The sequence below is a fragment of the Paenibacillus sp. SJS-P3 genome (assembly GCF_056711585.1).
Genome location: NZ_CM160043.1, coordinates 1,241,475 through 1,264,847, shown reverse-complemented (window position 1 = coordinate 1,264,847; position 23,373 = coordinate 1,241,475). Strand labels below are relative to the sequence as shown.

At 60.7% G+C, this 23,373-nt stretch carries 16 protein-coding genes; 6 read left to right on the top strand and 10 right to left on the bottom strand.

What is annotated here, in order from left to right; translation table 11 throughout:
- Positions 1-122: 122 nt before the first annotated feature.
- The gene (gene gltB / locus AC06G8_RS05665) at positions 123-4,730 is read right to left on the bottom strand and encodes a glutamate synthase large subunit (RefSeq protein WP_480284675.1); all 4,608 of its coding nucleotides are present in this window, start codon (positions 4,728-4,730) and stop codon (positions 123-125) included.
- 671 nt (positions 4,731-5,401) lie between these two features.
- Positions 5,402-5,794 carry a sporulation phosphorelay system protein KapB gene (gene kapB / locus AC06G8_RS05660; RefSeq protein WP_480284674.1) on the bottom strand — a complete coding sequence of 131 codons (393 nt, stop codon included), beginning with the start codon at positions 5,792-5,794 and terminating at the stop codon, positions 5,402-5,404.
- 177 nt (positions 5,795-5,971) lie between these two features.
- Between kapB and AC06G8_RS05655 the strand changes: the two genes are divergently transcribed.
- Both AC06G8_RS05655 and AC06G8_RS05650 read left to right on the top strand, forming a co-directional pair.
- On the top strand, positions 5,972-7,090 hold the full coding sequence (locus AC06G8_RS05655; protein WP_447662726.1) for an MGDG synthase family glycosyltransferase: 1,119 nt from the start codon (positions 5,972-5,974) through the stop codon (positions 7,088-7,090).
- 281 nt (positions 7,091-7,371) lie between these two features.
- A complete protein-coding gene (locus tag AC06G8_RS05650; RefSeq protein WP_447662725.1) occupies positions 7,372-8,790 on the top strand; it encodes an NAD-dependent malic enzyme in 1,419 nt (472 codons plus the stop codon).
- Between the two features lie 544 nt (positions 8,791-9,334).
- Here AC06G8_RS05650 and AC06G8_RS05645 read toward each other — a convergent pair.
- From AC06G8_RS05645 to AC06G8_RS05630, 4 genes are all read right to left on the bottom strand, one after another.
- Positions 9,335-11,071: a C40 family peptidase gene (locus tag AC06G8_RS05645; RefSeq protein WP_480284673.1), complete on the bottom strand. Its 1,737-nt coding sequence runs from the start codon at positions 11,069-11,071 to the stop codon at positions 9,335-9,337.
- A gap of 695 nt (positions 11,072-11,766) precedes the next feature.
- A complete protein-coding gene (locus AC06G8_RS05640; protein ID WP_447662723.1) occupies positions 11,767-12,648 on the bottom strand; it encodes a cation diffusion facilitator family transporter in 882 nt (293 codons plus the stop codon).
- Positions 12,649-13,079: 431 nt separating this feature from the next.
- Positions 13,080-13,784, bottom strand: coding sequence for a carbohydrate-binding family 9-like protein (locus AC06G8_RS05635; protein ID WP_480284672.1), 705 nt, complete (start codon positions 13,782-13,784; stop codon positions 13,080-13,082).
- A complete protein-coding gene (locus tag AC06G8_RS05630; protein WP_480284671.1) occupies positions 13,775-14,257 on the bottom strand; it encodes a hypothetical protein in 483 nt (160 codons plus the stop codon). Before AC06G8_RS05630 ends, AC06G8_RS05635 begins: the two co-directional genes overlap by 10 nt.
- A gap of 247 nt (positions 14,258-14,504) precedes the next feature.
- Here AC06G8_RS05630 and desA point away from each other — a divergent pair, with 247 nt between their 5' ends.
- From desA to AC06G8_RS05615, 3 genes are read left to right on the top strand one after another with little or no spacing between them, the layout of a single operon-like run.
- The gene (desA, locus tag AC06G8_RS05625; RefSeq protein ID WP_480284670.1) at positions 14,505-15,608 is read left to right on the top strand and encodes a Delta(5) desaturase DesA; all 1,104 of its coding nucleotides are present in this window, start codon (positions 14,505-14,507) and stop codon (positions 15,606-15,608) included.
- Positions 15,609-15,660: 52 nt separating this feature from the next.
- Positions 15,661-16,797, top strand: a complete 1,137-nt coding sequence (locus AC06G8_RS05620) for a sensor histidine kinase (protein WP_480284669.1) — start codon at positions 15,661-15,663, stop codon at positions 16,795-16,797.
- Positions 16,794-17,396 carry a response regulator gene (locus AC06G8_RS05615; protein ID WP_447662718.1) on the top strand — a complete coding sequence of 201 codons (603 nt, stop codon included), beginning with the start codon at positions 16,794-16,796 and terminating at the stop codon, positions 17,394-17,396. The genes AC06G8_RS05620 and AC06G8_RS05615 overlap by 4 nt, the downstream gene beginning before the upstream one ends.
- Here AC06G8_RS05615 and AC06G8_RS05610 read toward each other — a convergent pair.
- The 3 genes from AC06G8_RS05610 to AC06G8_RS05600 form a co-directional block, all read right to left on the bottom strand.
- Entirely contained in the window at positions 17,389-17,895 is a 507-nt protein-coding gene (locus AC06G8_RS05610; RefSeq protein WP_447662717.1) for an EamA family transporter, read from the bottom strand. The two genes, AC06G8_RS05615 and AC06G8_RS05610, sit on opposite strands and share 8 nt — an antisense overlap.
- A 54-nt stretch (positions 17,896-17,949) precedes the next feature.
- Positions 17,950-20,430 carry a glycoside hydrolase family 95 protein gene (locus AC06G8_RS05605; protein ID WP_480284668.1) on the bottom strand — a complete coding sequence of 827 codons (2,481 nt, stop codon included), beginning with the start codon at positions 20,428-20,430 and terminating at the stop codon, positions 17,950-17,952.
- Between the two features lie 64 nt (positions 20,431-20,494).
- On the bottom strand, positions 20,495-21,217 hold the full coding sequence (locus tag AC06G8_RS05600; protein ID WP_480284667.1) for a GH12 family glycosyl hydrolase domain-containing protein: 723 nt from the start codon (positions 21,215-21,217) through the stop codon (positions 20,495-20,497).
- 748 nt (positions 21,218-21,965) lie between these two features.
- Here AC06G8_RS05600 and AC06G8_RS05595 point away from each other — a divergent pair.
- Positions 21,966-22,481 carry a GNAT family N-acetyltransferase gene (locus AC06G8_RS05595; protein ID WP_480284666.1) on the top strand — a complete coding sequence of 172 codons (516 nt, stop codon included), beginning with the start codon at positions 21,966-21,968 and terminating at the stop codon, positions 22,479-22,481.
- A gap of 119 nt (positions 22,482-22,600) precedes the next feature.
- Here AC06G8_RS05595 and AC06G8_RS05590 read toward each other — a convergent pair whose 3' ends face one another.
- Positions 22,601-23,275: a L,D-transpeptidase family protein gene (locus tag AC06G8_RS05590; RefSeq protein WP_480284665.1), complete on the bottom strand. Its 675-nt coding sequence runs from the start codon at positions 23,273-23,275 to the stop codon at positions 22,601-22,603.
- Positions 23,276-23,373: the final 98 nt, after the last annotated feature.

The window sequence follows — 23,373 nt, the reverse complement described above, 5'->3', positions numbered from 1 at the left end:
CGAATACATAATTTCGTTACACTCTGTATAGATACAATGAGTATCGGGTAAAGCAAAAACACCGGCATCTCCCCTTTCGGGAAGATGCCGGTGTTTTCATTTTGTATCCAAGCTTCGCTCGGTCAGTTGCCGCCTACACGCGCAAGCTCGCGCATATTGGCTTCAAAAGCTGCCAGAAGAGCATGCTCGCCCTCCAGGCCGCCTTCCTCTTCCGCTATGCGGATCTGCTCCAGCATGCGCTTGTAGTCCTTAGGAATAACGCGGACGAAGCTGTTCAGAGACTGCTCCCAATCCGCGAGCAGGCGCTCGCCTACGGCGCTGCCGGTGTACGAGACATGGGCTTCGATCAGGGAGCGGAGCTCCGCGATGTCTTCCTCGGCCTCGACTCTCTCCAGCAGGACCATCTCCAGGTTCACTTGCTTGTAGAAGGTGCGCTGCTCATCGAGCACATACGCCACGCCGCCTGACATGCCGGCCGCGAAGTTCCGTCCCGTGCCCCCCAGCACGACGACGCGTCCGCCTGTCATGTATTCGCATCCGTGGTCGCCTGTACCCTCGACAACGACCTTCACGCCGCTGTTCCGTACCGCGAAGCGCTCTCCGGCGATGCCGCGGATATAAGCCTCGCCTCCGGTAGCGCCGTAGAAGGCGGTGTTGCCGATGATGACGTTGTCCTCCGCCTTGAAGGTCGCCTTCGGCGATGGAGCGACGATGATCTTGCCGCCCGAGAGGCCTTTGCCGACGTAGTCGTTGGAATCCCCTTCGAGCGTAAGCGTAATGCCCTTGGGCACGAACGCGCCGAAGCTCTGGCCGGCAGAGCCGGTGAAGCGAAGGCTGATCGTGTCATCCGGCAGCCCCTTGGCTCCGTAGCGGCGGGTGACCTCGCTGCCCAGTATCGTGCCGATGACGCGGTTCGTGTTGCCGACCTGGAACGAGGCTTGCACCCGCTCGCCGCGCTCAAGCGCCGGCGCCGCAGCCGGCAGCAGGCTCTGCATGTCGAGCGTCTCTTCGAGCCCGTGGTTCTGCTGCTGAACGTTGTGGCGGGATGCGCCATGAGGCACTTCCGGGATATGCAGGAGCGGCGTCAGATCGATGCCGCGCAGCTTGTAATGATGGATCAGCTCCTTGGATTCCAGCAGATCCACGCGGCCAACCATTTCATTGACCGTCCGGAAGCCGAGCTCCGCCATGTACTCGCGCATTTCCTGGGCGACGAACGTCATGTAGTTCACGACATGGGACGGATCGCCCATGAACTTGCTGCGCAGCTCCGGATTCTGCGTCGCGACGCCGACCGGACATGTATCCAGCTGGCAGACGCGCATCATGACGCAGCCGAGCACGACGAGCGGAGCGGTCGAGAAGCCGAACTCCTCGGCGCCCAGCAGAGCGGCGATCGCGAGGTCGCGACCGTTCATGATCTTGCCGTCGGTCTCCACGACGACGCGGTCGCGCAGGTTGTTGAGCATGAGCGTCTGATGCGTCTCGGCAAGTCCGAGCTCCCATGGCAGGCCCGCGTGGCGCATGGAGTTCATCGGAGAAGCTCCCGTGCCTCCGTCATAACCGCTGACGAGAATGACGTCCGCGCGGCCCTTGGCGACGCCGGCCGCGATCGTGCCGACGCCGACCTCGGATACGAGCTTGACGTTGATGCGGGCGCGCGGGTTGGCGTTCTTCAGGTCATGGATCAGCTCCGCAAGATCCTCGATGGAGTAGATGTCATGATGCGGCGGCGGCGAGATGAGGCCGACGCCTGGAGTGGAGCCGCGAACTTCGGCGACCCAAGGATAGACCTTGCGTCCCGGAAGCTGTCCGCCCTCGCCCGGCTTGGCGCCCTGCGCCATCTTGATCTGGATCTCGTCGGCGTTGACCAGGTAGTTGCTCGTGACGCCGAAGCGGCCCGAAGCGACCTGCTTGATCGCGCTCCGCCGGGAATCGCCGTTGGCATCCGGAATGAAGCGCGCCGGATCCTCGCCGCCCTCGCCCGTATTGGACTTGCCGCCGATGCGGTTCATCGCGATGGCCAGGCTCTCATGCGCTTCCTTGCTGATGGAGCCGAAGGACATCGCGCCGGATTTGAAGCGGCTCATGATCTTCTCCACGGAATCGACTTCCTCGATCGGCACCGGGGTGCGGTCCTTCTTGAAGTCGAGCAGCGAGCGCAGCGTCAGGAACTTGCGGTCCTCGCCCTGCACGAGCTCCGAGAACTTCTTGTACAGCTTGTAGTCGTTCGAGCGGGAAGCCATCTGCAGCGTATGGATCGTCTGCGGGCTGAACAGATGGTCCTCCCCGTCCTTGCGCCACTGGTACTCGCCGCCGGAATCGAGCTCCTTCTCGGCGCCTTCCTGCTCGGCGTAGGCGCGGTTGTGGTGCTTCAGCGTCTCCTCGGCGATGATGTCCAGGCCGATGCCGCCGATGCGCGACGGCGTCCAGGTGAAGTACTTGTCGACGAGGTCTTCCTTCAGGCCGACCGCCTCGAAGATCTGGGCTCCGCGGTAGGATTGGATCGTGGAAATGCCCATCTTGGACAAAATCTTCAGAACGCCCTTGGTGGCGGCCTTGATGAAGTTCTTCACGGCCTTCTCATGCGTGACGCCGCGCAGCATGCCCTGGCGGATCATGTCGTCGAGCGTCTCGAACGCCAGGTACGGATTGATCGCGCTCACGCCGTAGCCGAGCAGCAGCGCGAAGTGATGCACCTCGCGCGGCTCGCCGGATTCCAGCAGGAGGCTGACGCGGGTCCGCGTTTCGTTGCGGATGAGATGGTGATGCAGGCAAGACACCGCGAGCAGCGCCGGAATCGGGCAGTTGCCCTGATCCGAGCCGAAGTCGGACAAAATGAGGACGTTGTGGCCCTTGGCGATGACGCGGTCAGCCGCCTCGCACATCGTGTCCAGCGCCTTGCGCAGCCCTTCCTCTCCGCCGTCGGCAGGGAAGAAGATCGGCAGCGTGATCGACTTGAAGCCCGGGCGGCGCACATGGCGCAGCTTGGCGAAGTCCTCGTTGGAGAGGATAGGCGAATCCAGACGAATCTGGCGAGCGCTCTCCGGCTCCGGCTTCAGCAGGTTGCGCTCCGGACCGAGCGAGGTGCCGGTCGCGGTGATGATCTCCTCGCGGATGGCGTCGATCGGCGGATTGGTGACCTGGGCGAACAATTGCTTGAAGTAATTGTAGAGACGCTGCGGACGTTCGGACAGGACGGCCAGCGGTGCGTCGTAGCCCATCGAGCCGATCGGCTCCACGCCGCTCGAAGCCATCGGCTCCAGAACCTTGCGCAGATCCTCGAACGTATAGCCGAACGATTGCTGGCGCTGCTGCACCGTCGCATGCTCGAGCTCCGGCAGCTCCGGGGCATCCGGCAGATCGGCGAGGCTGATGAGATTCTCGTCGAGCCATTCGCGGTACGGGTTCTCCGCAATAATGCCCGCCTTGACCTCTTCGTCGGATATGATCCGGCCTTCCTTGGTGTCGACGAGCAGCATGCGGCCTGGACGAAGGCGGTCCTTGTAAAGGATATTCTCCGGCTCGACGTGCACGGTGCCCGCTTCGGAGCCGAGGATGATGACATCGTCCTTGGTCACATAGTAGCGTGCCGGGCGAAGGCCGTTGCGGTCGAGGATCGCTCCGATCTGCGTGCCGTCCGTGAACCCCATCGCGGCAGGGCCGTCCCACGGCTCCATCAGGCAGCTGTGGTATTCGTAGAACGCTTTTTTGTCGTCGCTCATGTCCTCGTGGTTGGACCAAGGCTCCGGCACCATCATCATCGCCGCATGCGGCAGGGATCTGCCGGCCAGGTACAGGAACTCCAGCGTATTGTCGAACATGGCCGTATCGGAGCCGTCCGGATTGATGATCGGCTTGATCTTGTCCAGATCCTCTCCGAACAGCTCGGAGGCGAACAGCGACTGGCGGGCATGCATCCAGTTGACGTTGCCGCGCAGCGTGTTGATCTCGCCGTTGTGGATCAGATAGCGGTACGGGTGGGCGCGCTCCCAGCTCGGGAACGTGTTCGTGCTGAAACGGGAATGGACGAGCGCAAGCGCCGTCTCCATCGCTTCGTCATTGAGCTCCACATAGAAGGAGCGGACCTGCTCCGTCGTCAGCATGCCTTTGTACACGATCTTCTTGCTGGAGAGGGACGGGAAATAGAACATGTCTCCGCCTTCTTCGCCGGCATAACGGATCGCCAGCTCGGCGCGCTTGCGGATCACATAGAGCTTGCGCTCGAATGCCAGCTCTTCCGAGAGCTCCGCGCTGCGCGCGATGAACACCTGGCGGACGAAAGGCATCGCCTTGCGGGCCGATTCTCCGAGCTTCCTGTCGTCGGTCGGCACGGTGCGCCAGCCGATCAGCGACTGGCCTTCCTCGGCGATGATGGACTCCAGCTTGTTCTCAAGCCGTTCCCGCACGGACGGGTCCTGCGGCAGGAAGAGCATGCCGACCGCATAAGCGCCTTCAGCCGGGAGCTGGATGCCTTGGGCGGACAGCTCGCGCTTGAAGAAGCCGTGCGGGATCTGCAGCAGGATGCCTGCGCCGTCGCCGGTGTTGGGCTCGCTGCCCTGGCCGCCGCGGTGTTCCATGTTCTCCAGGACGGTGAGCGCCTGGCGTATGATGGTATGGGACGGTACTCCCTTGATGTTCGCCACAAATCCCATGCCGCAAGCGTCTTTTTCGAACTGCGGATCGTAGAGGCCTTGTTTCGGCGGCAATCCAGTCATTTTCCTGTTCATCGGATGCAACCTTTCTGTCGGAGGATAGATATAAGAACGGACAGCAGGCAGAAGATCCTCCGTATACGGTTCGGATGAAGGCGGCCGAAATGTATAAAAATGCATACGAATTCATATTCAAGCTTGGCTGTCCAGTTGTTAACTTGGCAGAAATAATCGGTCACGGCATGGAGCTCAGGAAGCGGAAATACACTCCGGAAACGATAGTTATTCGTTGATTTTATCATCCTGAACGGGGCATATCAATGTAATTCTTTTTATAAACCTGATTATTAATATCGTTCATTATCGCCCGAACGCCTTGTCAGGCAAGGGTTTGGGAGCGCCAGGCGGCCGCTTTTGCACAGTACAGCGTCGATTCTGCATTCATCGTATCACATCGCCGGTCCAGTTGGGTACAACAAGTTTGAGGCAAGCCGTTCCCTCCCAATAACATCACTTGGAATGTTAACTCTGAGTAAACAAAGACATGTATAGACATGCAAATTGTCCGAATCGACGCCCTTTTGCGACAAATGAAAACGCTCTACCCTGACGCAGCCACGAATGAAGACCATTTTTATTCGCTTTATGCATTTGGATGGAGATGGAAAAAAACCTTCCGCCGCATAAGGCGAAAGGCTTCGCAGAAAAGGAGATTCATTCCCACTGAAAATCCGCTGGGCCGCTTCCTAAAGACCGTAGTCCTTCGCCACATCCTGCAGCGTCTCCCGCGCGCGGGCCGACCAGCGCTCCAGACGCTCCAGCTCGCCGAGCGAGAGGCGCACCGCTGCAGCCAGCGAATCCTTGTAATCCGGAATCTCGCTTCCCGGGAACGGCTCCATGTCGCGGTGCAGGACGAGCGCTTTCTCCCGGTGCGACAAGGCGCGGCGCTCATGGAACATCGGCAAGTCCGGATCATAGGGATGATGAAGATCTCCCTGGTCGGGATGGCGCAGCACGGCCAGCGTCTCGACTACGCAGCGAGGCGATCCGGTCTCGGCCACCCTGCCGGCGTAGGTTCCCGTTTTGTACGTGAATCGGACCAGATCTCCCTCGGAGACCGGCTGGCGTTGTTCGTTCATTTGAAATTATCCTTCCTTATATAGGGTTTCTGGATGGCGTCAAAGGCGGCTTTAGCGGTTCGATCCGTCATGCCAAGAATATCGGAGAATCGGGGCTGGATGCAACTCCCAACTCCAATGCTTGTCTTTCCTACCGCGCTCGTCGTAATATTGGGATAGAGAAAAGTAGGTGAGTGCATGCGCAAGAAAAGGGTGCTGTTGCTCTCAGAGGGGTTCGGATCCGGCCATACGCAAGCGGCTTACGCGCTCGCTGCCGGACTCAGGCAGCTGTCTCCGGATGTCCAGACCCGGGTGCTCGAGCTGGGTAAATTCCTTAATCCGGTCTTGGCCCCGCTGATCATGTCCGCATACCGCAAAACCGTAGGCAAGCAGCCTAAGCTGGTCGGCATGATGTACCGCACCAATTATAAGCGTTCCTTCAACCGGTTCACGCAGCTGGCCATTCACCGGATCTTCTACACGCAGACCGAACAGGTCATCCAGCAGCTCAAGCCGGAGATCATCGTCTGCACGCATCCGGGTCCCAATGCGGCTGTCGCACGGCTCAAAAGGCTCGGACTCGATGTGCCTTTATATACGCTGATCACCGATTATGACGCCCATGGCACCTGGGCCAGCCCGGAAGTGAACCATTATCTGGTCTCAACGCCTGTCGTCAAGCGCAAGCTCATGGAACGGGGAATCCCGCCAGCCCGAATCGAGGTCACCGGAATACCGGTCCATCCCCAGTTCTGGCAAGCCCAGAATCAAGCGGAAGCCCAGCGGGAGCTTGGACTCAAGATCATGCCGACCGTCCTGGTCATGGGCGGCGGATGGGGCCTGATGGAAGAAGAAGACGAGATCGTCACGTACATGACGAGATGGCGCGAGGAAGTCCAGCTGATCTTCTGTACGGGTACGAACGGAAAATCCCGCGAAGCCATGCTGGAGGATCCCCGCTTCGTCCATCCCAACATCCGCGTGCTCGGCTTCACGAAGGAGATATCCAAGCTCATGGACGCCTCCGATCTGCTCGTGACCAAGCCGGGAGGCATGACCTGCACCGAAGGCATGAGCAAAGGCATCCCGATGCTCTTCCACAAGCCGATACCCGGCCAGGAGGAAGAGAATCTGGAGTACTTCATCCGCAGCGGCTTCGGGGAGATGCTTCAATCGTCCGGCACGATCGACAAGTGGTTCCGGATGATCCAGCAGCCCTACAGCTCCGGCGAGTACAGGCAGACTCTCATGAGCAAGCGCAACCAGCAATACGACCCCCTGGAATGCCCGACTGCCGTCTTGCGGCTGATGCATTGACGGCTCCGGCTTTCTGCTGGAACATTAGCTGCACACGCTCCGGCTTTCTGCCGGAACATTAGCTGCACACGCTCCGGCTTTCTGCCGGAACATTAGCTGCACACGCTCCGGCTTTCTGCCGGAACATTGCTGCACACCGTTCCGGCTTGCTGCCGGAACATTGCTGCACACCGTTCCGGCTTGCTGCCGGAACATTGCTGCACACGCTCCGGCTTTCTGCCGGAACATGACTACACACGCCTCCCGCTGCGGCGGAGAGGCTCACCTGAGGAGATGAGCGCATGGATAGCAAAGCGTTGGATGGAAAAACAGTCATTGTCAGGCTCGAAATTGAGAGCGGTACCAATTTCAGCTCCGTCGTATCGGCGATCGAAGCCGCAGGCGGCGACGTGATCGCCATCGACGTCATTTCGACGAGCAAGGGCAGCACGACTCGCGACTTGACGGTCAAGGTCAAAGACACCGGAACGACGGAGAGGCTCGGCAAATCGCTCGGACTGATCAACGGAATCCGCGTGATCAACACCTCCGACCGCACCTTCCTGCTCCATCTTGGCGGCAAAATCACCATCCAGCCGAAGACGCCGATCCAAAACCGCGACGACCTGTCGAGGGTGTACACGCCGGAAGTCGCCCGCGTCTGCACCGCTATCCACGAGGATCCTTCCAAAGCGTTCTCTCTGACGATCAAGCGCAACACGGTCGCTGTCGTCTCCGACGGAAGCGCCGTGCTCGGCCTCGGCAACATCGGTCCTGAAGCGGCCATGCCGGTCATGGAGGGCAAGGCGATGCTGTTCAAGCAATTCGCCGACGTCGACGCCTTCCCGATCTGCCTGGACACGCAGGATACGGAAGAAATCATCGCCGCGGTCAAAGCCATCGCGCCAGGCTTCGGCGGCATCAACCTTGAGGACATATCCGCTCCTCGCTGCTTCGAGATCGAAGAGCGGCTGCGCGAAGAGCTGAACATTCCGGTCTTCCACGATGACCAGCACGGCACTGCTGTCGTCTTGTACGCAGGGCTGCTCAATGCCCTGCGCCTGACGGGCAAGCGGATCGAGGACGCCAAGATCGTCGTCTGCGGCATCGGCGCGGCAGGAACGGCATGCACCAAGATGCTGCTGGCCGGCGGAGCCCGCAACGTGCTCGGCGTCGACCGCGAAGGCATTCTGACGGCGGACAAGGAGTACGCGCATCCGATGTGGAACTGGTACGCCGGCAACACCAATCCGGATCGCGTCAGCGGCGGACTGTCCGAAGCGATTGCCGGAGCGGATGTGTTCATCGGCCTGTCGGCCGGCGGCATCCTCAAGCGCCATATGGTCCAGACGATGAACGAGCAGCCGATCGTGTTCGCGATGGCCAATCCGGAGCCGGAGATTCGTCCGGAGGAAGCGGAGGACATCGTCGCCGTCTTCGCGACGGGCCGCTCCGACTACCCGAACCAGATCAACAACGTCCTGTGCTTCCCTGGCATCTTCCGCGGCGCTCTCGATTGCCGCGCCTATACGATCAACGAAGAGATGAAGCTTGCCGCAGCCGAAGCGATCGCCTCCACGGTAGGCGAAGACGAGCTTAGCCGCAGCTACATCATCCCGAGCGTCTTCAACGCCAAGGTCGTCGAGGAAGTCCGCCGCCGCGTCGTCCAGGCGGCACGCGCCAGCGGCGTCGCCCGCCGGAATCCGAAGGACGCTCTGTAAGTCGTACCGAAGCCCTGCTAGGCCGGACGGAAGGTTGTCCAGCCCAGCGGGGCTTCGTCGGTTCAGCGGAGATAGCCGATTGAGCGGAATTAGACGATTTTTTCGGCTTATTCTGCCCAGGGGCTCCCGATTGAGCGGAATTAGACGATTTTTTCGGCTATCTTCGCTCGGGGGCTCCCGATTGGGCGGAATTAGACGATTTTTTCGGCTTATTCTACCCGGGGGCTCCCGATTGGGCGGAATTAGACGATTTTTTCGGCTTATTCTACCCGGGGGCTCCCGATTGGGCGGAATTAGACGATTTTTTCGGCTTATTCTGCCCGGGGGCTCCCGATTGGGCGGAATTAGACGATTTTTTCGGCTTATTCTGCCCGGGGGCTCCCGATTGAGCGGAATTAGACGATTTTTTCGGCTTATTCTGCCCGGGGGCCCCGATTGGGCGGAATTAGACGATTTTTTCGCCTATCTCTGCTCGGGGGCTCCCGATTGGGCAGATAAAAACAAGCAGGGCGCCACCCCATGGGATGGCGCCCTGCTTGTTCGTTTAGACAGCGCTGCCGCCGAAGAGGAAGCGGAACTGCCAGTTGGAAGAAGGAGATACCGTCGTGACTTGCACGCCCCCGGATTCCTTGGAGTAAGTCTGCAGGATCTTGTTGTCCCCGAGATAGATGCCTACATGGGTAATGATGGACGAATCCAAAGGACCGGAGCTGCTCACCTTGGTCCCGGACGACACGAAGAACATGAGATCCCCTCTCTTGAGGGAGTTCCAGTCCGTCGTATAGGCGCCTCGATCCAACACATATTGCCCTTGTCCCCTGGAATCGACCGGCAGCTGCAGGCTGAGCGCGTCCAGGAAAGTTTGCCGGACAAAGTCCGAACAGTCGAACGTTGACGTATCGCTGCGGCTGGAGCCGTACTCGTAAGGCGTTCCCAGGTACTTGAGCCCGGCATTGATGGCAGCCTCTATTTGCTCGGAGGCCTGCGGGCTCAAGTTTGTCCCGGTCGATGGTGGGGAAGGCTGCGGCGTCGGTGCAGGCGTCGGTGTCGGGACCGATGGCTGCGTGCTTGGAGCGGCGGCGCCGGGGAGCGTTCCCGTAACGGAAATATATTTGGAATCAGAGCTGACGTAGCCCGTGACACCGGCCGCATCCTTGACCATGTACCAGTAGCCGTTCGACACCGCTGTCACCTGGAGCGACTCCCCGCTCTTCAGGTTGCGGATTTGGTCGTAGGACGACGACGGTCCCTTGCGAAGCGTCACGGCGGCAACAGCCACGGCGTTCGGAGCGAATGCCGCGCTGCTCGTTCCGGTTGCGGCTGCGGTGCTGCCGCTGCCCGCTCCGGCTGCGGTGCTGACGCTGCCTGCTCCGGCAGCGGTGCTGACGCTGCCCGCTCCGGCTGCGGCGCTGCCGCTGCCCGTTCCGGCGGCGCTGCTGACGCTGCCTGCTCCGGCGGCAGTGCTGCCGCTGGCCGTTCCGGCTGCGGCGCTGCCGCTGCCCGCTCCGGTGGCGGTGCTGTCGCTGCCCGCTCCGGCGGCGGCGCTGCTGCTGCCCGCTCCGGCGGCGCTGCTGACGCTGCCCGCTCCGGCGGCGCTGCTGACGCTGCCCGCTCCGGCGGCGGTGCTGCCGCTGCCCGTTCCGGCGGCGGTGCTGCCGCTGCCCGTTCCGGCTGCGGTGCTGCCGCTGCCCGTTCCGGCTGCGGTGCTGCCGCTTTTAACGCCAGGCAACGTTCCTGTTACGGTTATGTATTTGGCATCCGAACTTACGTAGCCCGTTTTGCCGCTGGCATCCACGATCTGATACCAGTACGAGCTAGGAATCGATTTGACCTCGATCAGCTCGTTCTTTTTCAAATACCTGACCAAGGTGCTCGCCGTGGATGGGCCGACGCGCAGCGCTACCGACGAAGCGGCTGTCGCGTTGCTCGCGAATTTGCTGCTCGCAGCAGCGGCGGCCGGCTTGCCGGCGGAAGCGTCGGTTGCAGCTTCGGCAGCCGCTGCGTCCAACATCGTAATGTAGGAGCTGGAAGCGGACACATAACCGACCGTGCCGGACTTGTCCTGCACCTTGAGCCAGTAGTTGTCCACTCGCTGCAGGACGGATATCTGCTCCCCCTTCGACAGCGTGCGGAGAACCTTGCCTGCTGTAGCCGGTTCGGCGCGCAGGTTCACGTTGCCCTGCGTCTGGGCTTTCTGCGTCGCCGCCAGCGCGGCAGGTGGAGCGGCAAGGCCCAGCGTCAAGCTTGCGGCCAGAACGGCGGCTGCCAATGATTTGTTCATGCGTCGATCACGACCCCCTTCATCTGTCAAATGTCGATTGTCTAATCAGGACCCGGCCTCGCCAACCATCCAAGCGGATTGCAACAGCAGGCCGACTAGCATGCCAGCTTCAGTACAGCAAAAATAGACAAACCTGTATCTGATCTATCGGCACATGAAGGGAGGAACTTTAGCTGCCTCTGCCATCTATTGTAGAATCTTGTCCGCAAAAGGAACATCGTACCTTGTTCCCAAAAATAGCCTGATCAGTCCCCGCACACGGCGGATAAGACCCATTTCGGTCCAGATCTCGGTATGCTCGTCCTCTCGCGATTAAGCTCCATTTCGGTCCTTGTTTCCGGCATGTCCACCCTCTCCACGCCCATTAAGCTCCATTTCGGTCCTTGTTTCCGGCATGTCCACCCTCTCCTCGCCCATTAAGCTCCATTTCGGTCCTTGTTTCCGACATGTCCACCCTCTCCACGCCCATTAAGCTCCATTTCAGGCCTTATTTCCGGCATGTCCACCTCTCCACGGCCAATAAGCTCCCTTCCCATCCCTATTTCCGGCATGAGAACCCCAGGAACAGCTTGCTGCGCCGAAGACGGGCACCATCTGGCCGAAAGCCCGCCACACACACTCCCCAAACAAAAATAGACCCCCGAGGAACTCGCTCCTCAGGGGTCTTTCCTTGCCATATCGAGAGCGGAAGCCGTTCACGCCGGCTCGTAAGGCTCGACATGCACATGAACGCTCATGATATTGTGCTTGCGCTCCATCCGGGTCTCGATCTCGTCGCTGATCCGATGGCTTTCCACCAGCGTAAGCCGGGAATCCACCAGCACGATGACATCGACCAGGACGTGGCTGCCATGCACGCGAGCCTTGAGATCCTTGATCGACTTCACGCCGTCCACCTTCTCGATCGAGGACCGGAGCGTCAGCAGCTCGCTGTCGTCGAAACCGTCCGTAAGGGCATGCGTCGAGCTGTAAAAGATCTCCCATGCCGTCTTGCAGATGATGACGCCAACGGCGATCGCCGCCAGCGGGTCGAGCCAAGCCCAGCCCAGCGCCGCACCCCCGATGCCGACGGCGGCGCCGATGCTGACGAGGGCATCGGACAGATTGTCCTTCGCCGCCGCATTCAAGGCGCTGCTGTTGATCTGCCGGGACAGCCTGCGGTTGTAGATGTAGACGCCGTACATGATGACGGCGGACGCGACGGCTACTGCCGCCGACAAGGCATTAGGCGGCTCTGCTGCGCTTCGGAACAAGGACTTGACCGAATTGATCAGCACCTGCAGGCCGACCGTCGCCATGATGAAGGAAGCGATCAGCGAGGCGATCGTCTCCGCCCGGAAGTGGCCGTAGGGGTGGTCCTTGTCCGGCGGCTTCTGCGAGATCCGCAGGCCGATCAGCACGGCGAAGGAAGCCACGATATCGGTCAGGTTGTTGTAGCCGTCCGCGGAGAGCGCCTTCGACGCGAAGTAGTATCCGGCGATGATCTTGGCGGCGGACAGAACGAGATACGCGGCAATGCTGACCCAAGCGCCCCTTTCTCCCTTGCGGATATCGGCATACTGCTGTTCGGTAGACACGAATGGTTTTGCCCCTCTCCTCGCGATACGCCCATGATACGCGCTCCGGCTCCTGTGGGCCTAGAGAAACATTGTTGTTCAAGGTCTTTCTTTTGTCGAAACAAACCGCTGCCCATGCCGTATCCAACGCTGATAGCATACCCTGAATTTTCCTTTTTCAATCGCCTTCGCATCGCCTTCGCATCGCCTTCGCATCGCCTCCGCATCGCCTTCGCATCGCCTCCGCATCGCCTTCGCATCGCCTGCGCATCGCCTGCGCATCGCCTTCGCATCGCCTTCGCATCGCCTTCGCATCGCCTTGCATCGCCTTCGCATCGCCTTCGCATCGCCTCCGCATCCTCCGCATCGCCAGATCGGCAAAAAGACCGCCTGGCCCACCAGGCCAAGCGGTCGTAAGCCAACCATAGATGAATCGGCTGGATGCGAGGGCGTCACTCTGCAAGGACAAACAGTCCGAACCGTTCCGGCACATGGAACCACGGCTTGCCGGTCGGGCTCCAAGCCTGCAGCTCGGGCTCTTTTCCAGGCGCATGGTCGATCCGGTAGGCATTGACTTTCCACTTCAAGCCTTTGCGGAGCGGGGAGCGGAACTCGGCAGCCGGCAAAAACAGCTCATACGCCCTGTTCCCCTCTGCAGGCGTCTCCACCTTCACGGCGAGGCCGACCGCATCCCAGCCGGTGTCGGCTTGGATCCCTTGCGGCATGCCGCTGCCGTCATTGGAGATCCAGGCGTCGAAGACGATTCCCCGCGGGCTGACCTCCAGCTCCATGTATTCTCTGCCATCGCCTTCTTCGTCGATGAACAGCTCCACGACGTCCTGCTCGTATAGAGGCTCGTCCCGCCGGGTAAAATCGGAAAGGATGTAGGAATCCTCGCAAGCAAAGCGCACGAGCAGCCCCTGATCGTTCCAGCAAGCCTGCATCGATGTCTTTTCCAGGACAGTCCCTCCCGTTACCGTGTCGCGGAGCCCGACAGCCGGAACTCCGGACCAGTCGGCCTGCGGCATTGCGTTGCGGAGCGGATCGTCCATGGACGCTTCTCCTGCATCATGATGGAATCCGAACTCCCGGTACGGACATTCGTATGCGGGCAAGGAAACCTGATCCATCCTGTCGGCAGCTTCGCCTACGTCCATGCGCCCAGCTCCTTCCCGCAGGAAGCGCAGCGGCGGGCGTCGAGCGCGTTCTCGGTCTTGCAGCTGCCGCACAGCACCCGGACCTCGCCCTCCAGCTGAAGAGAATCACCGGCGGCCACCTGGGGGAAGCCATGCCCGCAGCCGGTACAGACGCCGGCCCCGAGCTCCACCTCGCGTCCGCAGGACGGGCAGGCTTTGACCGTCTTCAGCATGCGGATCTTCTCCTGCAGCCCGGCGATGTCATGCTCCATCGTCACAATGCCTTGGCACAAGCTGAACGCCGCCTCATGCGAGGAGGCGATATCCTCTCTGCGGCAAGCTTCGTAGACCGCGTCTCCGATCGCTTTCTTCTGCTTGCCGATGTCCCGCTGCTTCAGGACGATCAGCGATTTCAGCCTGGCGATCTCCATCGTCTGCTGAGCCGCCTTGGCCGCTTCCGCGGCTCCCTGCTTCATTTTATCGAATAACGACATCTTCATCTCTCCCCGCTGCAAGCTTCGGAAGCCCGCCGCAATTTCTTCTTCAAGGCTACACCAAGCCCGCTTGTCCGTTCAACCATCCGTCCCTCTTCCCCGCTCCCCTGGCTTGCAATATCTGGGCGGAACCATGACAAATGTCACCCTCTGTCATTACGCCTGTGACTGCTAAGCCCATTGCCGCAGCGGGTATAATGGAATCTCCAAGACTGTTCCACTTCAGCCACATTCAGGAGGTTTCGGGATGTCTCCATTAAAACAATTGCGCCAAATGATAGCGCCCTACGAAAAATCGGATTCCGCCGCCAGCGTCTGGCAGCTGCTCAACACGCTGCCTCCTCTGGCCTTGCTCTGGTACGCCGCCTATCTAAGCTTGAATGTCTCCTATGCGCTGACGCTGCTGTTCAGCGCCGCCGCCGCCGGCTTCGTCATCCGCAGCTTCATCATCTTCCATGACTGCTGCCACGGATCGTTCTTCAAAAGCAAGCGCGCCAACAATCTGCTGGGATATCTGCTCGGAGTGCTGACCATGTTCCCGTATGAACAATGGAAACATGCCCACAATATCCATCATGCTGGCAGCGGCAATCTCGAGAAGCGCGGCATCGGCGATATGTGGATCCTGACCGTGCAGGAGTATGCCGAAGCATCCCGCTGGCGCAAGCTGAGCTACCGGATCTACCGCAATCCGCTCGTGCTGTTCGGACTCGGGCCGATCGTCCTGATCCTATTCGCCTACCGCTTCAACGAGAAGGGTGCACGCCGCAAGGAGCGGCTGAACACGTACGCGACAAATGCCGGCATCGTCGTTCTCTACGCGCTGCTCGCCTGGGCAGCCGGCTGGCAGTCGTTCCTGCTCGTGCAGCTGCCGATCTTCTGGATCTCCGGCGCCGCCGGCATATGGCTGTTCTATGTGCAGCATCAGTTCGAGGACTCTTACTTCGAGCATGATCCGGAGTGGGAATACCTCAAGGCTGCCGTCGACGGCAGCTCGTACTACAAGCTCCCGGCCTGGCTGCAGTGGCTGACCGGCAACATCGGCTTCCACCATGTCCATCATCTCAGCCCGCGCATTCCGAACTACCGCCTCCAAGGCGCCCATGAAGCGGCTCCGTCGCTGCAGCATGCGACGACCATCACGCTCCGCACCAGCCTGAAGTCGCTGCGCTTCAACCTCTGGGACGACGTGAACAGAAGCTTCGTCTCCTTCCGGGACGGCAAGCGGCTGATCGCGCAGCGGCCGGATGGCGGCATCGAGGGCAAGCATCAGTGGGAGCTCCGCCCCTTCCCTGTCGCCCGCCCTGCTGCGGCGCCGGTCAAAGCAAGAACCGGGACCAGCGGGAAATAAGCCCATTATGCTACACTGGTAGCATCAGGATTTCACGCAAGGAGCGGCATCGATGCAGAAATGGTACCGAATCTTTCCCCGCAGCTCGGGATTCAGCTTGTATGTATGGCTGGCATTCATCATCCTGCCGTTCTATTTCATCTTCCGGTTCCCCGACACCCGTCATATGCTGTTCGGCGGGTTTCTCGTCGCTCTGTTCTTCCTGTGCTTCCAGCTGACCTCTTCCGACAGAGGCTGGAAGCTCTATACGGGCATCTCCATCCAGATGGCCCTGTCGGCTGCGATGACGATCTACTTCCATTACCCGTACTTCAGCTTCTTTCTGGCCGTATTCATCGGTAATACGAGAAGCTGGGCGGGTTTTCTCAGCCTGTACATCGTGCACCTGGTCGTCACGCTCGGTACCGTCTATGCGGGGTTCGCGATCGGCAACGAATTCTTCATCTCCCAGTGGCCCTTTGTCCTTGTCTGCCTGATCGGCGTGGCGGTGCTTCCATTCAACCGCTACAATACGCTCAAGCAGGTCAAGCTGCAGGGGCAGCTGGAGGATGCCAACCGCCGGATCGCGGATCTGCTCGTCCACGAGGAGAGGCAGCGCATCGCGCTCGATCTGCATGACACGCTTGGCCAGCAGCTGTCGCTGATCCGCCTCAAAAGCGATCTCGCCGGCAAGCTGCTGGACAAGGACCCGGAGCGGGCGCGCGGCGAGATGGCCGACGTGCATCAGACGGCGCGGATCGCCCTGCAGGAAGTCAGGGAGATGGTCTCCCATATGCGCGGCGCGCGGCTGGAGGACGAGATCCAGCGGGTGCGGCAGATTCTCGGCGCGGCGGAGATTTCCTTCGAGATGGAGGGAGATCCCCGCTTGGCTCATACGTCGAGGCTCACGGAGAACGTGCTGAGCATGTGCATCAAGGAAGCCGTCACCAATGTCGTCAAGCACAGCCACGCCGCCTCCTGCTTCCTCTCCATCACCCAGCTCCCGGAGCTGCTCATCGTCAAGGTCAAGGATGACGGCAAGGGGATCCGGAACGTGCGGAAGCTCGAGCGCGGCAATGGACTGCAAGGAATGAAGGAACGGCTGGAATTCCTCAACGGAACGTTGGAAATATCCGGCGTGCCGGGGACGGAAATTACGATGACCGTTCCGCATAACGTCAGCCGGGTGGAGAAGGAGGTGGAAGCATGATACGGATCGTCATCGCCGAGGATCAGCGGCTGCTGCTTAGCGCGCTGGGATCGCTGATCGACCTCGAGGAAGACATGCAGGTCGTCGGCCAGGCCGGCAACGGCCAGATCGCGGTCGAGCTGGTGCGCCAGCACAAGCCCGACGTCTGCATCATGGATATCGAGATGCCCGTCATGAACGGGCTCGAAGCGGCCGAGCTGCTGAAGGGCGACGGCTGCAAGGTGATCATCCTGACCACCTTCGCCCGAACGGGATTTTTCGAGCGGGCGCTCAAGGCAGGCGTCCAGGGCTATCTGCTCAAGGACAGCTCCAGCGACGAGCTGGCCGACTCCATCCGCAGCGTCATGGCAGGCAGGCGGCTGTATGCTCCCGAGCTGGTCGACGAGGTGTACAATACGGAAGAGAATCCTCTTACCGAGCGCGAACGCGAGGTGATGGAGCTCGTCGCCGTAGGCAAGAACACCAAGGACATCGCCAAGGAGCTCTTCCTATCCAGCGGCACGGTGCGCAACTACATCTCCGTCATTCTCGACAAGCTCGGCGTCAGCAACCGGATCGAGGCCATCTCCAGGTTCAAGGAGAAAGGCTGGTTCAAATGAAAAAGACGATTTCTTCCAGGCAGCGGACTGCGGAGAAATCGTCTTTTTTCCATTGCGGCCTATAGGGGCTCCCCTTTTTGAACCGTTCGCTCCTCAGCCCCACAAAGCCACGGTCACGATAGCCGCCGCCATGACCGATGATCCGGCGAAAGCCTTGGCTTTCCTTGAGCAGCAGCACGCCGAAGATGGCGGCTAAGACCGTTCCGCATTCACGAATCGGCGAAATGAGTCCGATCGGAGCGTAAGGAATCGCCAGCAGGAACAGCAGATAGGAGCCCGGGCTCAGCACGGCGCCGGCCAGCGTCTGCTTCCAGCGTCCGCTCCACTCTGCGCGCAGCTTGCCTTTGCGCAGCGCGGCGGGAGTCAAGGCGGCCATGACGCCAAGATTGCCGATCGCCAGAAGCGACAGCGCGGACAGATGCTGCAGGTTGAATTTGTCCATGGTGACGTAGCCGGCCGTGCACAGGCCGACGCCGAGCGCAAGCAGGACGGGACGCATGGCGGCCCGCTTGCCGGGAGCCGGCCCTCCAAGCTCATTTCTGCTGTTGCCACATCATGCCCGAACGGCCGAAAGCCTGAGCACGTCCCCCGCCCTGGCATCGAATCGGTACCGTCCGTCTTCGAAACTGAATTTCTTGGACAGGCCGTCGCCGTCCACGGCCGCCAGCTCCCCGCCATGCCGGATGAAGAAGCTTCCGCCATGCGTGAAGCGCAGCTCGGCCTCGGTCAGCCTCCCTTCCGCCCACGACAGATCGCATTCCGCTCCGCCTCTGGCGCGCAGTCCCGTCACCCGTCCCTCCGGCCACTCCGGCGGCAGCGCCGGCAGCAGCTTCAGCTCGCCGCCATGGGACTGCAGGAGCATCTCGGCGACGCCGGCCGTGCCGCCGAAGTTGGCGTCGATCTGGAACGGCGGGTGATCGCCGAACAGATTGGGATGGACCGCATGGCGCAGCAGCTCCATCAGATGCTCATGCGCCTCGCCGCCTTCGCCCAGCCGGGCCCAGAAGTTGAGAATCCACGCCCGGCTCCAGCCGGTATGGCCGCCGCCATGGGCGAGCCGGCTCTCCAGTGTCTTCCGGGCGGCCTGGGCGAGCTGCGGCGTCCGCTCCGGCGTAATCTGCTCGCCGGGATGAAGCGCGAACAGATGGGAGATATGCCGGTGGCCGGGCTCCGGCTCCCCGTATTCCTCCGACCATTCCAGCAGCTGTCCGCGGCTGCCGATTTCCGGCTCGGGCAGCCGGCGGCGCGCCGCCGTCAGCTTATCGGCGAGCTCCGCGTCCACGCCGAGCTCCGCCGCCGCTTCCTCGCAGGCCGAGAACAGCGCATGGAGAATCTGCGAGTCCATGGACGGACCGATGCACAGCGCGCCCCGGTTGCCGTCAGGGAGCTCGTACGTATTTTCCGGCGATACGGAAGGTCCGGTGACGAGCCTGCCGCGGCCGTCCTCAAACAGCGTGTCAAGGAAGAAGCGCGCCGCGTCCTTCAGGATGGGGTAAGCCCGATCCTCCAGGAACCGGCGATCCGGCTTATAGCGGTAATGCTCCCACAGATGCAGGGAGAGCCAGGCGCCTCCCGTCGGCCAGATGACCGCGGGCACCCAGACGCCGACAATGCCGGTATCTCCCCACATATTGGTCGCGTGATGGGCGACGAACCCCTCGGCTCCGTACATTTCCCGTGCCGTGACGGTGCCGTTTTCGCGAAGGCGGTCGAGCAGATCGAAAACGGGTTCGTGGGTTTCCGCAAGATTGCAAACCTCGGCCGGCCAATAATTCATCTGCAGATTGATATTGAGGTGGAAGTCGCTCTCCCACGGCGGGGTGAAGCTTTCGTTCCAGATGCCCTGCAGGTTCGCCGGCAGCGATCCCGGGCGCGAGCTCGAGAGCAGCAGGTATCTGCCGTAGAGGAAAAAGAGGCGGACCAATCCGGGATCGCCTCCTCCTTCCCGCAGCAGCCGCAGCCGGACATCGGTCGGCAGAGAGTCAAGATTCTGGCCGGACTCCAGTCCCGGTACGGATTCCTGTCCCGGCTCGGATTCCTGTATCCGGCCCGGCTCCTGTCCCTGAACGGACTCCTGCCCGCGTGCAGACTCATGCCCCCTGCCCGATAAGTGTTCCGCATCCGTCCCTGCTCCCAGCTCCAGCGTTACGCGGTCGTACAAGGCCCGATGGGCGTGCAGATGCCGCACCCGGATCTCGTCATAGCCCGCTTCCAGCGCCGCCTGCACCCGTGCCAGGCTCTCCGCCAGCGGATCCTCGCTGCGGAAGGTCGTGGCCGCTGCGATGTACAGCGTCGCCGAATCCGCTCCGTCGATGAGGATGACATCGCCGAGCAGGCGGCAGCTGCCGCCCTCTGCTTCCGCCCGCAGCACGGCGGCGTAGCGGACGCCGTCCGGCCCGCATTGTCCCTCCATGGCGACGCCCCTCTCCAGCTGCGTCATGCGGCCTTCGAACGGACGGCGCGTCATGCCCGCTCGCAAGGACAAGCCGCCAGGCTCGCTTCCCTCGATCCGGACCGCGATCACGGCATGCGGCTCGCTCGCAAAGACGGTCCGGGTGCGCTCCACGGCTCCCCAGCCGAAGCGGGTTACAGCTGCCGCCTCATCCAGGCGCAGCTCGCGAATATAGCGCTCTGCAGCCGCAGGCTCGCCGGGGAAACGGATAAGCAGCTCGCCCAGAGTCTGGTAGGGAGCGAGATGGCCGGACTGCGTCATCACGGCCGTCATTGCCAGCTCCTCCGCCTGCTCCGGCTCGCCTGTCAGCAGCAGCTCGCGGATGCGCGGCAGCTGCTCCGCCGCGTCCGGGCTTGATCCGATTCCCGGTCCGCCATACCAGAGGGAATCCTCGTTGAGCTGGATCCGCTCCTCGCCGAGCCGGCCGAACACCATCGCTCCGAGCCGGCCGCTGCCGATCGGGAGAGCTTCGGTCCACGGACCCGCAGGGGTTTCATACCAGAGCGCATCCCGCGAGGCGGGCGTCAGCTTCTCTCCGTTTGTACGAACCGCTGTCTTGCCTTGAACTTGTTCCGTCGTCATGATTTCTAGGACTCCTTTATCCGGTAGTGACGCATCCCGTCTGCAGCAAATCCCGCTATGGGGCTCAGGAGTAGCTGACCGAGAACTGATTGCAGGTGAACGCTGCATTCGGAGAGGAAGTGATCTCGAAGCCGAACTGCACGCGGTTCACGATTTCATTGCCCATCCAGCCCTTGCCCTTGATCCAGTTCAGCACGGCGAGCACATCGACCGTTCCCGAGCTCGTGTTGCTGGTGCGGACGAACGAGAAGACGTCGTTGGATCCGTTGCTGCCCTTGTAGACGTTCCATGTATGGCCGCCGACGCTCACGTTCGTATAGGCCGCGACAGGATTGCCATTGGCGTCCCAGGAGCCTGCGATCGGGCCGACCGCGCCGGATTTGTTCATCCAGAGCATGATTTCATGGGCGTAGTTGCCCGTCCAGATGTCATAATCGGACGAATAGCTCGAGCCGCTGCCAGGAACCGTTACGTTGAACGAGCTGGTGAGGCTTTTGAGGGAGCCGAGCGCAATGCCGATATCCTTGGTGCTGTTGGGGTAGGACTTCACGCCCCCGGTGGACGGCTGGTTCGAGGTTACGCCCCAGTTGCTGTAGGAATTGGCCCAGATCGTCTGGGCGCCGGCGCCGCTGCCCCATACATTGTTGTAGACGATATAGCCGCCGTTGCTCCAGTTGCCGAATTTATCGGATGAAGTCCAGGCAGCCGCATAAACCGCAGAAGCAAAAGCAAAGACGCATAAGGCGGCGATGATAATAGACGAAAGCAGCCGTTTCGTTTTGTTCATGATTTATTCCTCCGTTTCGAATTGGGATGGACCAGAAAACGGATAAGCATGAAGACACGCAAATGCCTGACGGAAATCCGCTTGTTAAAGGCATCACCTCCAGGGATTGGATCTGTCGGTGCAACGCGGCGGTTCGCGCTGAAACCTTGACGCTGCGCCGTCCACACAACCTTTGCCTAGACTCAGCAAGAAGGAGATAATCAGTTTGTAAGCGCTACCATATCTAGGCAAAATAGATTGTAGCATTCTCCCTGTACAAGAGGTACCCTCTGAATCCGCTCAAAAAAACCCTCCAAATCAGACATGAGGATGTCTTCTTGGAAGGGACGGCACGGACGGCTTTCATGCCTCAGGAAAGGACTCTGACACATCATGGAGGCAGCGCTTAAATGACTTTCGCGCATCGTCGAGGCAGCGCTCAAATGAATTCCGCCCATCTTCGAGGCAGCACTCAAAGGAATTCCGCCCATCTTCGAGGCAGCACTCAAAGGAATTCCGCCCATCTTCGAGGCAGCACTCAAAGGAATTCCGCCCATCTTCGAGGCAGCACTCAAAGGAATTCCGCCCATCTTCGAGGCAGCACTTTAATAAAGTCCGCACATCATGGGCAGCGCTCTAATGACTTCACCTCAGAGAGAGCATTTTCCCTAATGCTGACAACAGGCTGTCAGGAAAAAGGTGTATGCTGGAATCAGTACAATCCAAATGCAATTCCATCCAACCCTGTACGATCAAAGGAGGATTTCCCATGTCGAAACCATTGCCTCCCGTATCTCTGCGACCCTATGCAAAGGATGATTCCTACCTGCTTCAGCTTGCCAACGCCCCCGACATGACCCGCTATATCGGAGGACCGGAGACCGAGGAGAAGGTTGTTGCGCGGCATGAGCGCTATTTGGCTCTGCAGCATCACGCCACCGACCGGATGTTCACCATCGTCCTTCCGGATGGCACCCGGGCAGGCTGCATCGGCTGCTGGGAGCATGTATGGAACGGGCAGAGCGTCTATGAGATGGGCTGGTTCACTCTCCCGGCCCTTCAGGGACAGGGGATCGGAACGGCTGCGCTCAAAGCCGCCGTCGCGTTTGCAGCCTCGGAAAGAAAATTCAGCCATGCATGCGCGTTCCCCTCCGTGCTCAATCTGCCGTCCAATGCGATTTGCCGGAAAGCCGGCTTCGATCTCGTCGGCGAATGCCGATTCGAGTATCCCAAAGGGAGCTTCATGACCTGCAATGAATGGCGTGTGAAGCTGTGGAACGACTGATCTGGTCCTCGGTATCGAACGCTTGGCCCCCTCCTTCCAGACGACAACCAAGACGGAAGGATCGGAAGCCTGCGTTTTCTCCAGACACAAGCATTACCCGGGAAATAGTCCCTTGGACCTTAGCGATTCGACATGAAAATCATCGGTTCGCGCGCGGAATCAAGACGTCCCATGAGCTTCAGCATGGTGGACTCCGATATCGCGACACAGCCGGCCGTCGGCTTCGAGGAGCTTCTCCATAGATGGAGGAAGATCGCGCTTCCTTTGCCGGCGACGACGGGATGTGTATTGTACTCGATCACCATGGCGTAGCGGTACAGCGGCTGCTTGAGCCGCTCGAAGGAATTCCACAGACGCGAAGGATCGCCTTCCGTACGGATCCAGCGGTTGTAATCCCGTGATTCGGGATCGTCGATCCAATAGTCCGAGCTGTCCGTAATCGTATAGGGCATCTTCAGCCCTGGCGGCTTTACGGAACTGCCAAAGGCTTTGCCCAGCTTGAACAAGCCTTCGGGAGTTTTGCCGTCCCCCTCCTTCTGCTTGCCCATGCCTTCGCGGCCGATCACGGCCGGCGCCTCGCCGAGCGTGCGGATCCAGCGTCCGCCCTGCTTTTCCCACAAAGCCAGCTTCGCCTTGAAGCCCGAGGAAGCTGCTGCCACGACAACGACCTGCATGGAGCCCTGCTCATCCGCTTGAGCTTGCCACTGGGCGTTCCGAGCCGCCGCCCGCCCTCCTCCCAGCAGCGAGATGCCGATGCAGCAAGCCGTGACCCATAAGAACGGTTTCTTCGACATTCCCCTCTCTCCCTTCGATAAGCTCTTATTCACCTATGTAACCTCTAACGGCTTCATTCAAAAAAGTTCCTCAGAGGGCAAGCCGGCGAGGGAGCCAT

Coding starts and splice junctions, on each gene's coding strand:
- gltB (WP_480284675.1), bottom strand. CDS start 4,730: ATGAACAGGAAAATGACTGGATTGCCGCCGAAACAAGGCCTCTACGAT.
- AC06G8_RS05645 (WP_480284673.1), bottom strand. CDS start 11,071: ATGAACAAATCATTGGCAGCCGCCGTTCTGGCCGCAAGCTTGACGCTG.
- AC06G8_RS05615 (WP_447662718.1), top strand. CDS start 16,794: ATGATACGGATCGTCATCGCCGAGGATCAGCGGCTGCTGCTTAGCGCG.
- AC06G8_RS05630 (WP_480284671.1), bottom strand. CDS start 14,257: ATGTCGTTATTCGATAAAATGAAGCAGGGAGCCGCGGAAGCGGCCAAG.
- AC06G8_RS05610 (WP_447662717.1), bottom strand. CDS start 17,895: ATGCGTCCCGTCCTGCTTGCGCTCGGCGTCGGCCTGTGCACGGCCGGC.
- AC06G8_RS05595 (WP_480284666.1), top strand. CDS start 21,966: ATGTCGAAACCATTGCCTCCCGTATCTCTGCGACCCTATGCAAAGGAT.
- AC06G8_RS05600 (WP_480284667.1), bottom strand. CDS start 21,217: ATGAACAAAACGAAACGGCTGCTTTCGTCTATTATCATCGCCGCCTTA.
- AC06G8_RS05590 (WP_480284665.1), bottom strand. CDS start 23,275: ATGTCGAAGAAACCGTTCTTATGGGTCACGGCTTGCTGCATCGGCATC.
- AC06G8_RS05620 (WP_480284669.1), top strand. CDS start 15,661: ATGCAGAAATGGTACCGAATCTTTCCCCGCAGCTCGGGATTCAGCTTG.
- desA (WP_480284670.1), top strand. CDS start 14,505: ATGTCTCCATTAAAACAATTGCGCCAAATGATAGCGCCCTACGAAAAA.
- AC06G8_RS05605 (WP_480284668.1), bottom strand. CDS start 20,430: ATGACGACGGAACAAGTTCAAGGCAAGACAGCGGTTCGTACAAACGGA.
- kapB (WP_480284674.1), bottom strand. CDS start 5,794: ATGAACGAACAACGCCAGCCGGTCTCCGAGGGAGATCTGGTCCGATTC.
- AC06G8_RS05650 (WP_447662725.1), top strand. CDS start 7,372: ATGGATAGCAAAGCGTTGGATGGAAAAACAGTCATTGTCAGGCTCGAA.
- AC06G8_RS05635 (WP_480284672.1), bottom strand. CDS start 13,784: ATGGACGTAGGCGAAGCTGCCGACAGGATGGATCAGGTTTCCTTGCCC.
- AC06G8_RS05655 (WP_447662726.1), top strand. CDS start 5,972: ATGCGCAAGAAAAGGGTGCTGTTGCTCTCAGAGGGGTTCGGATCCGGC.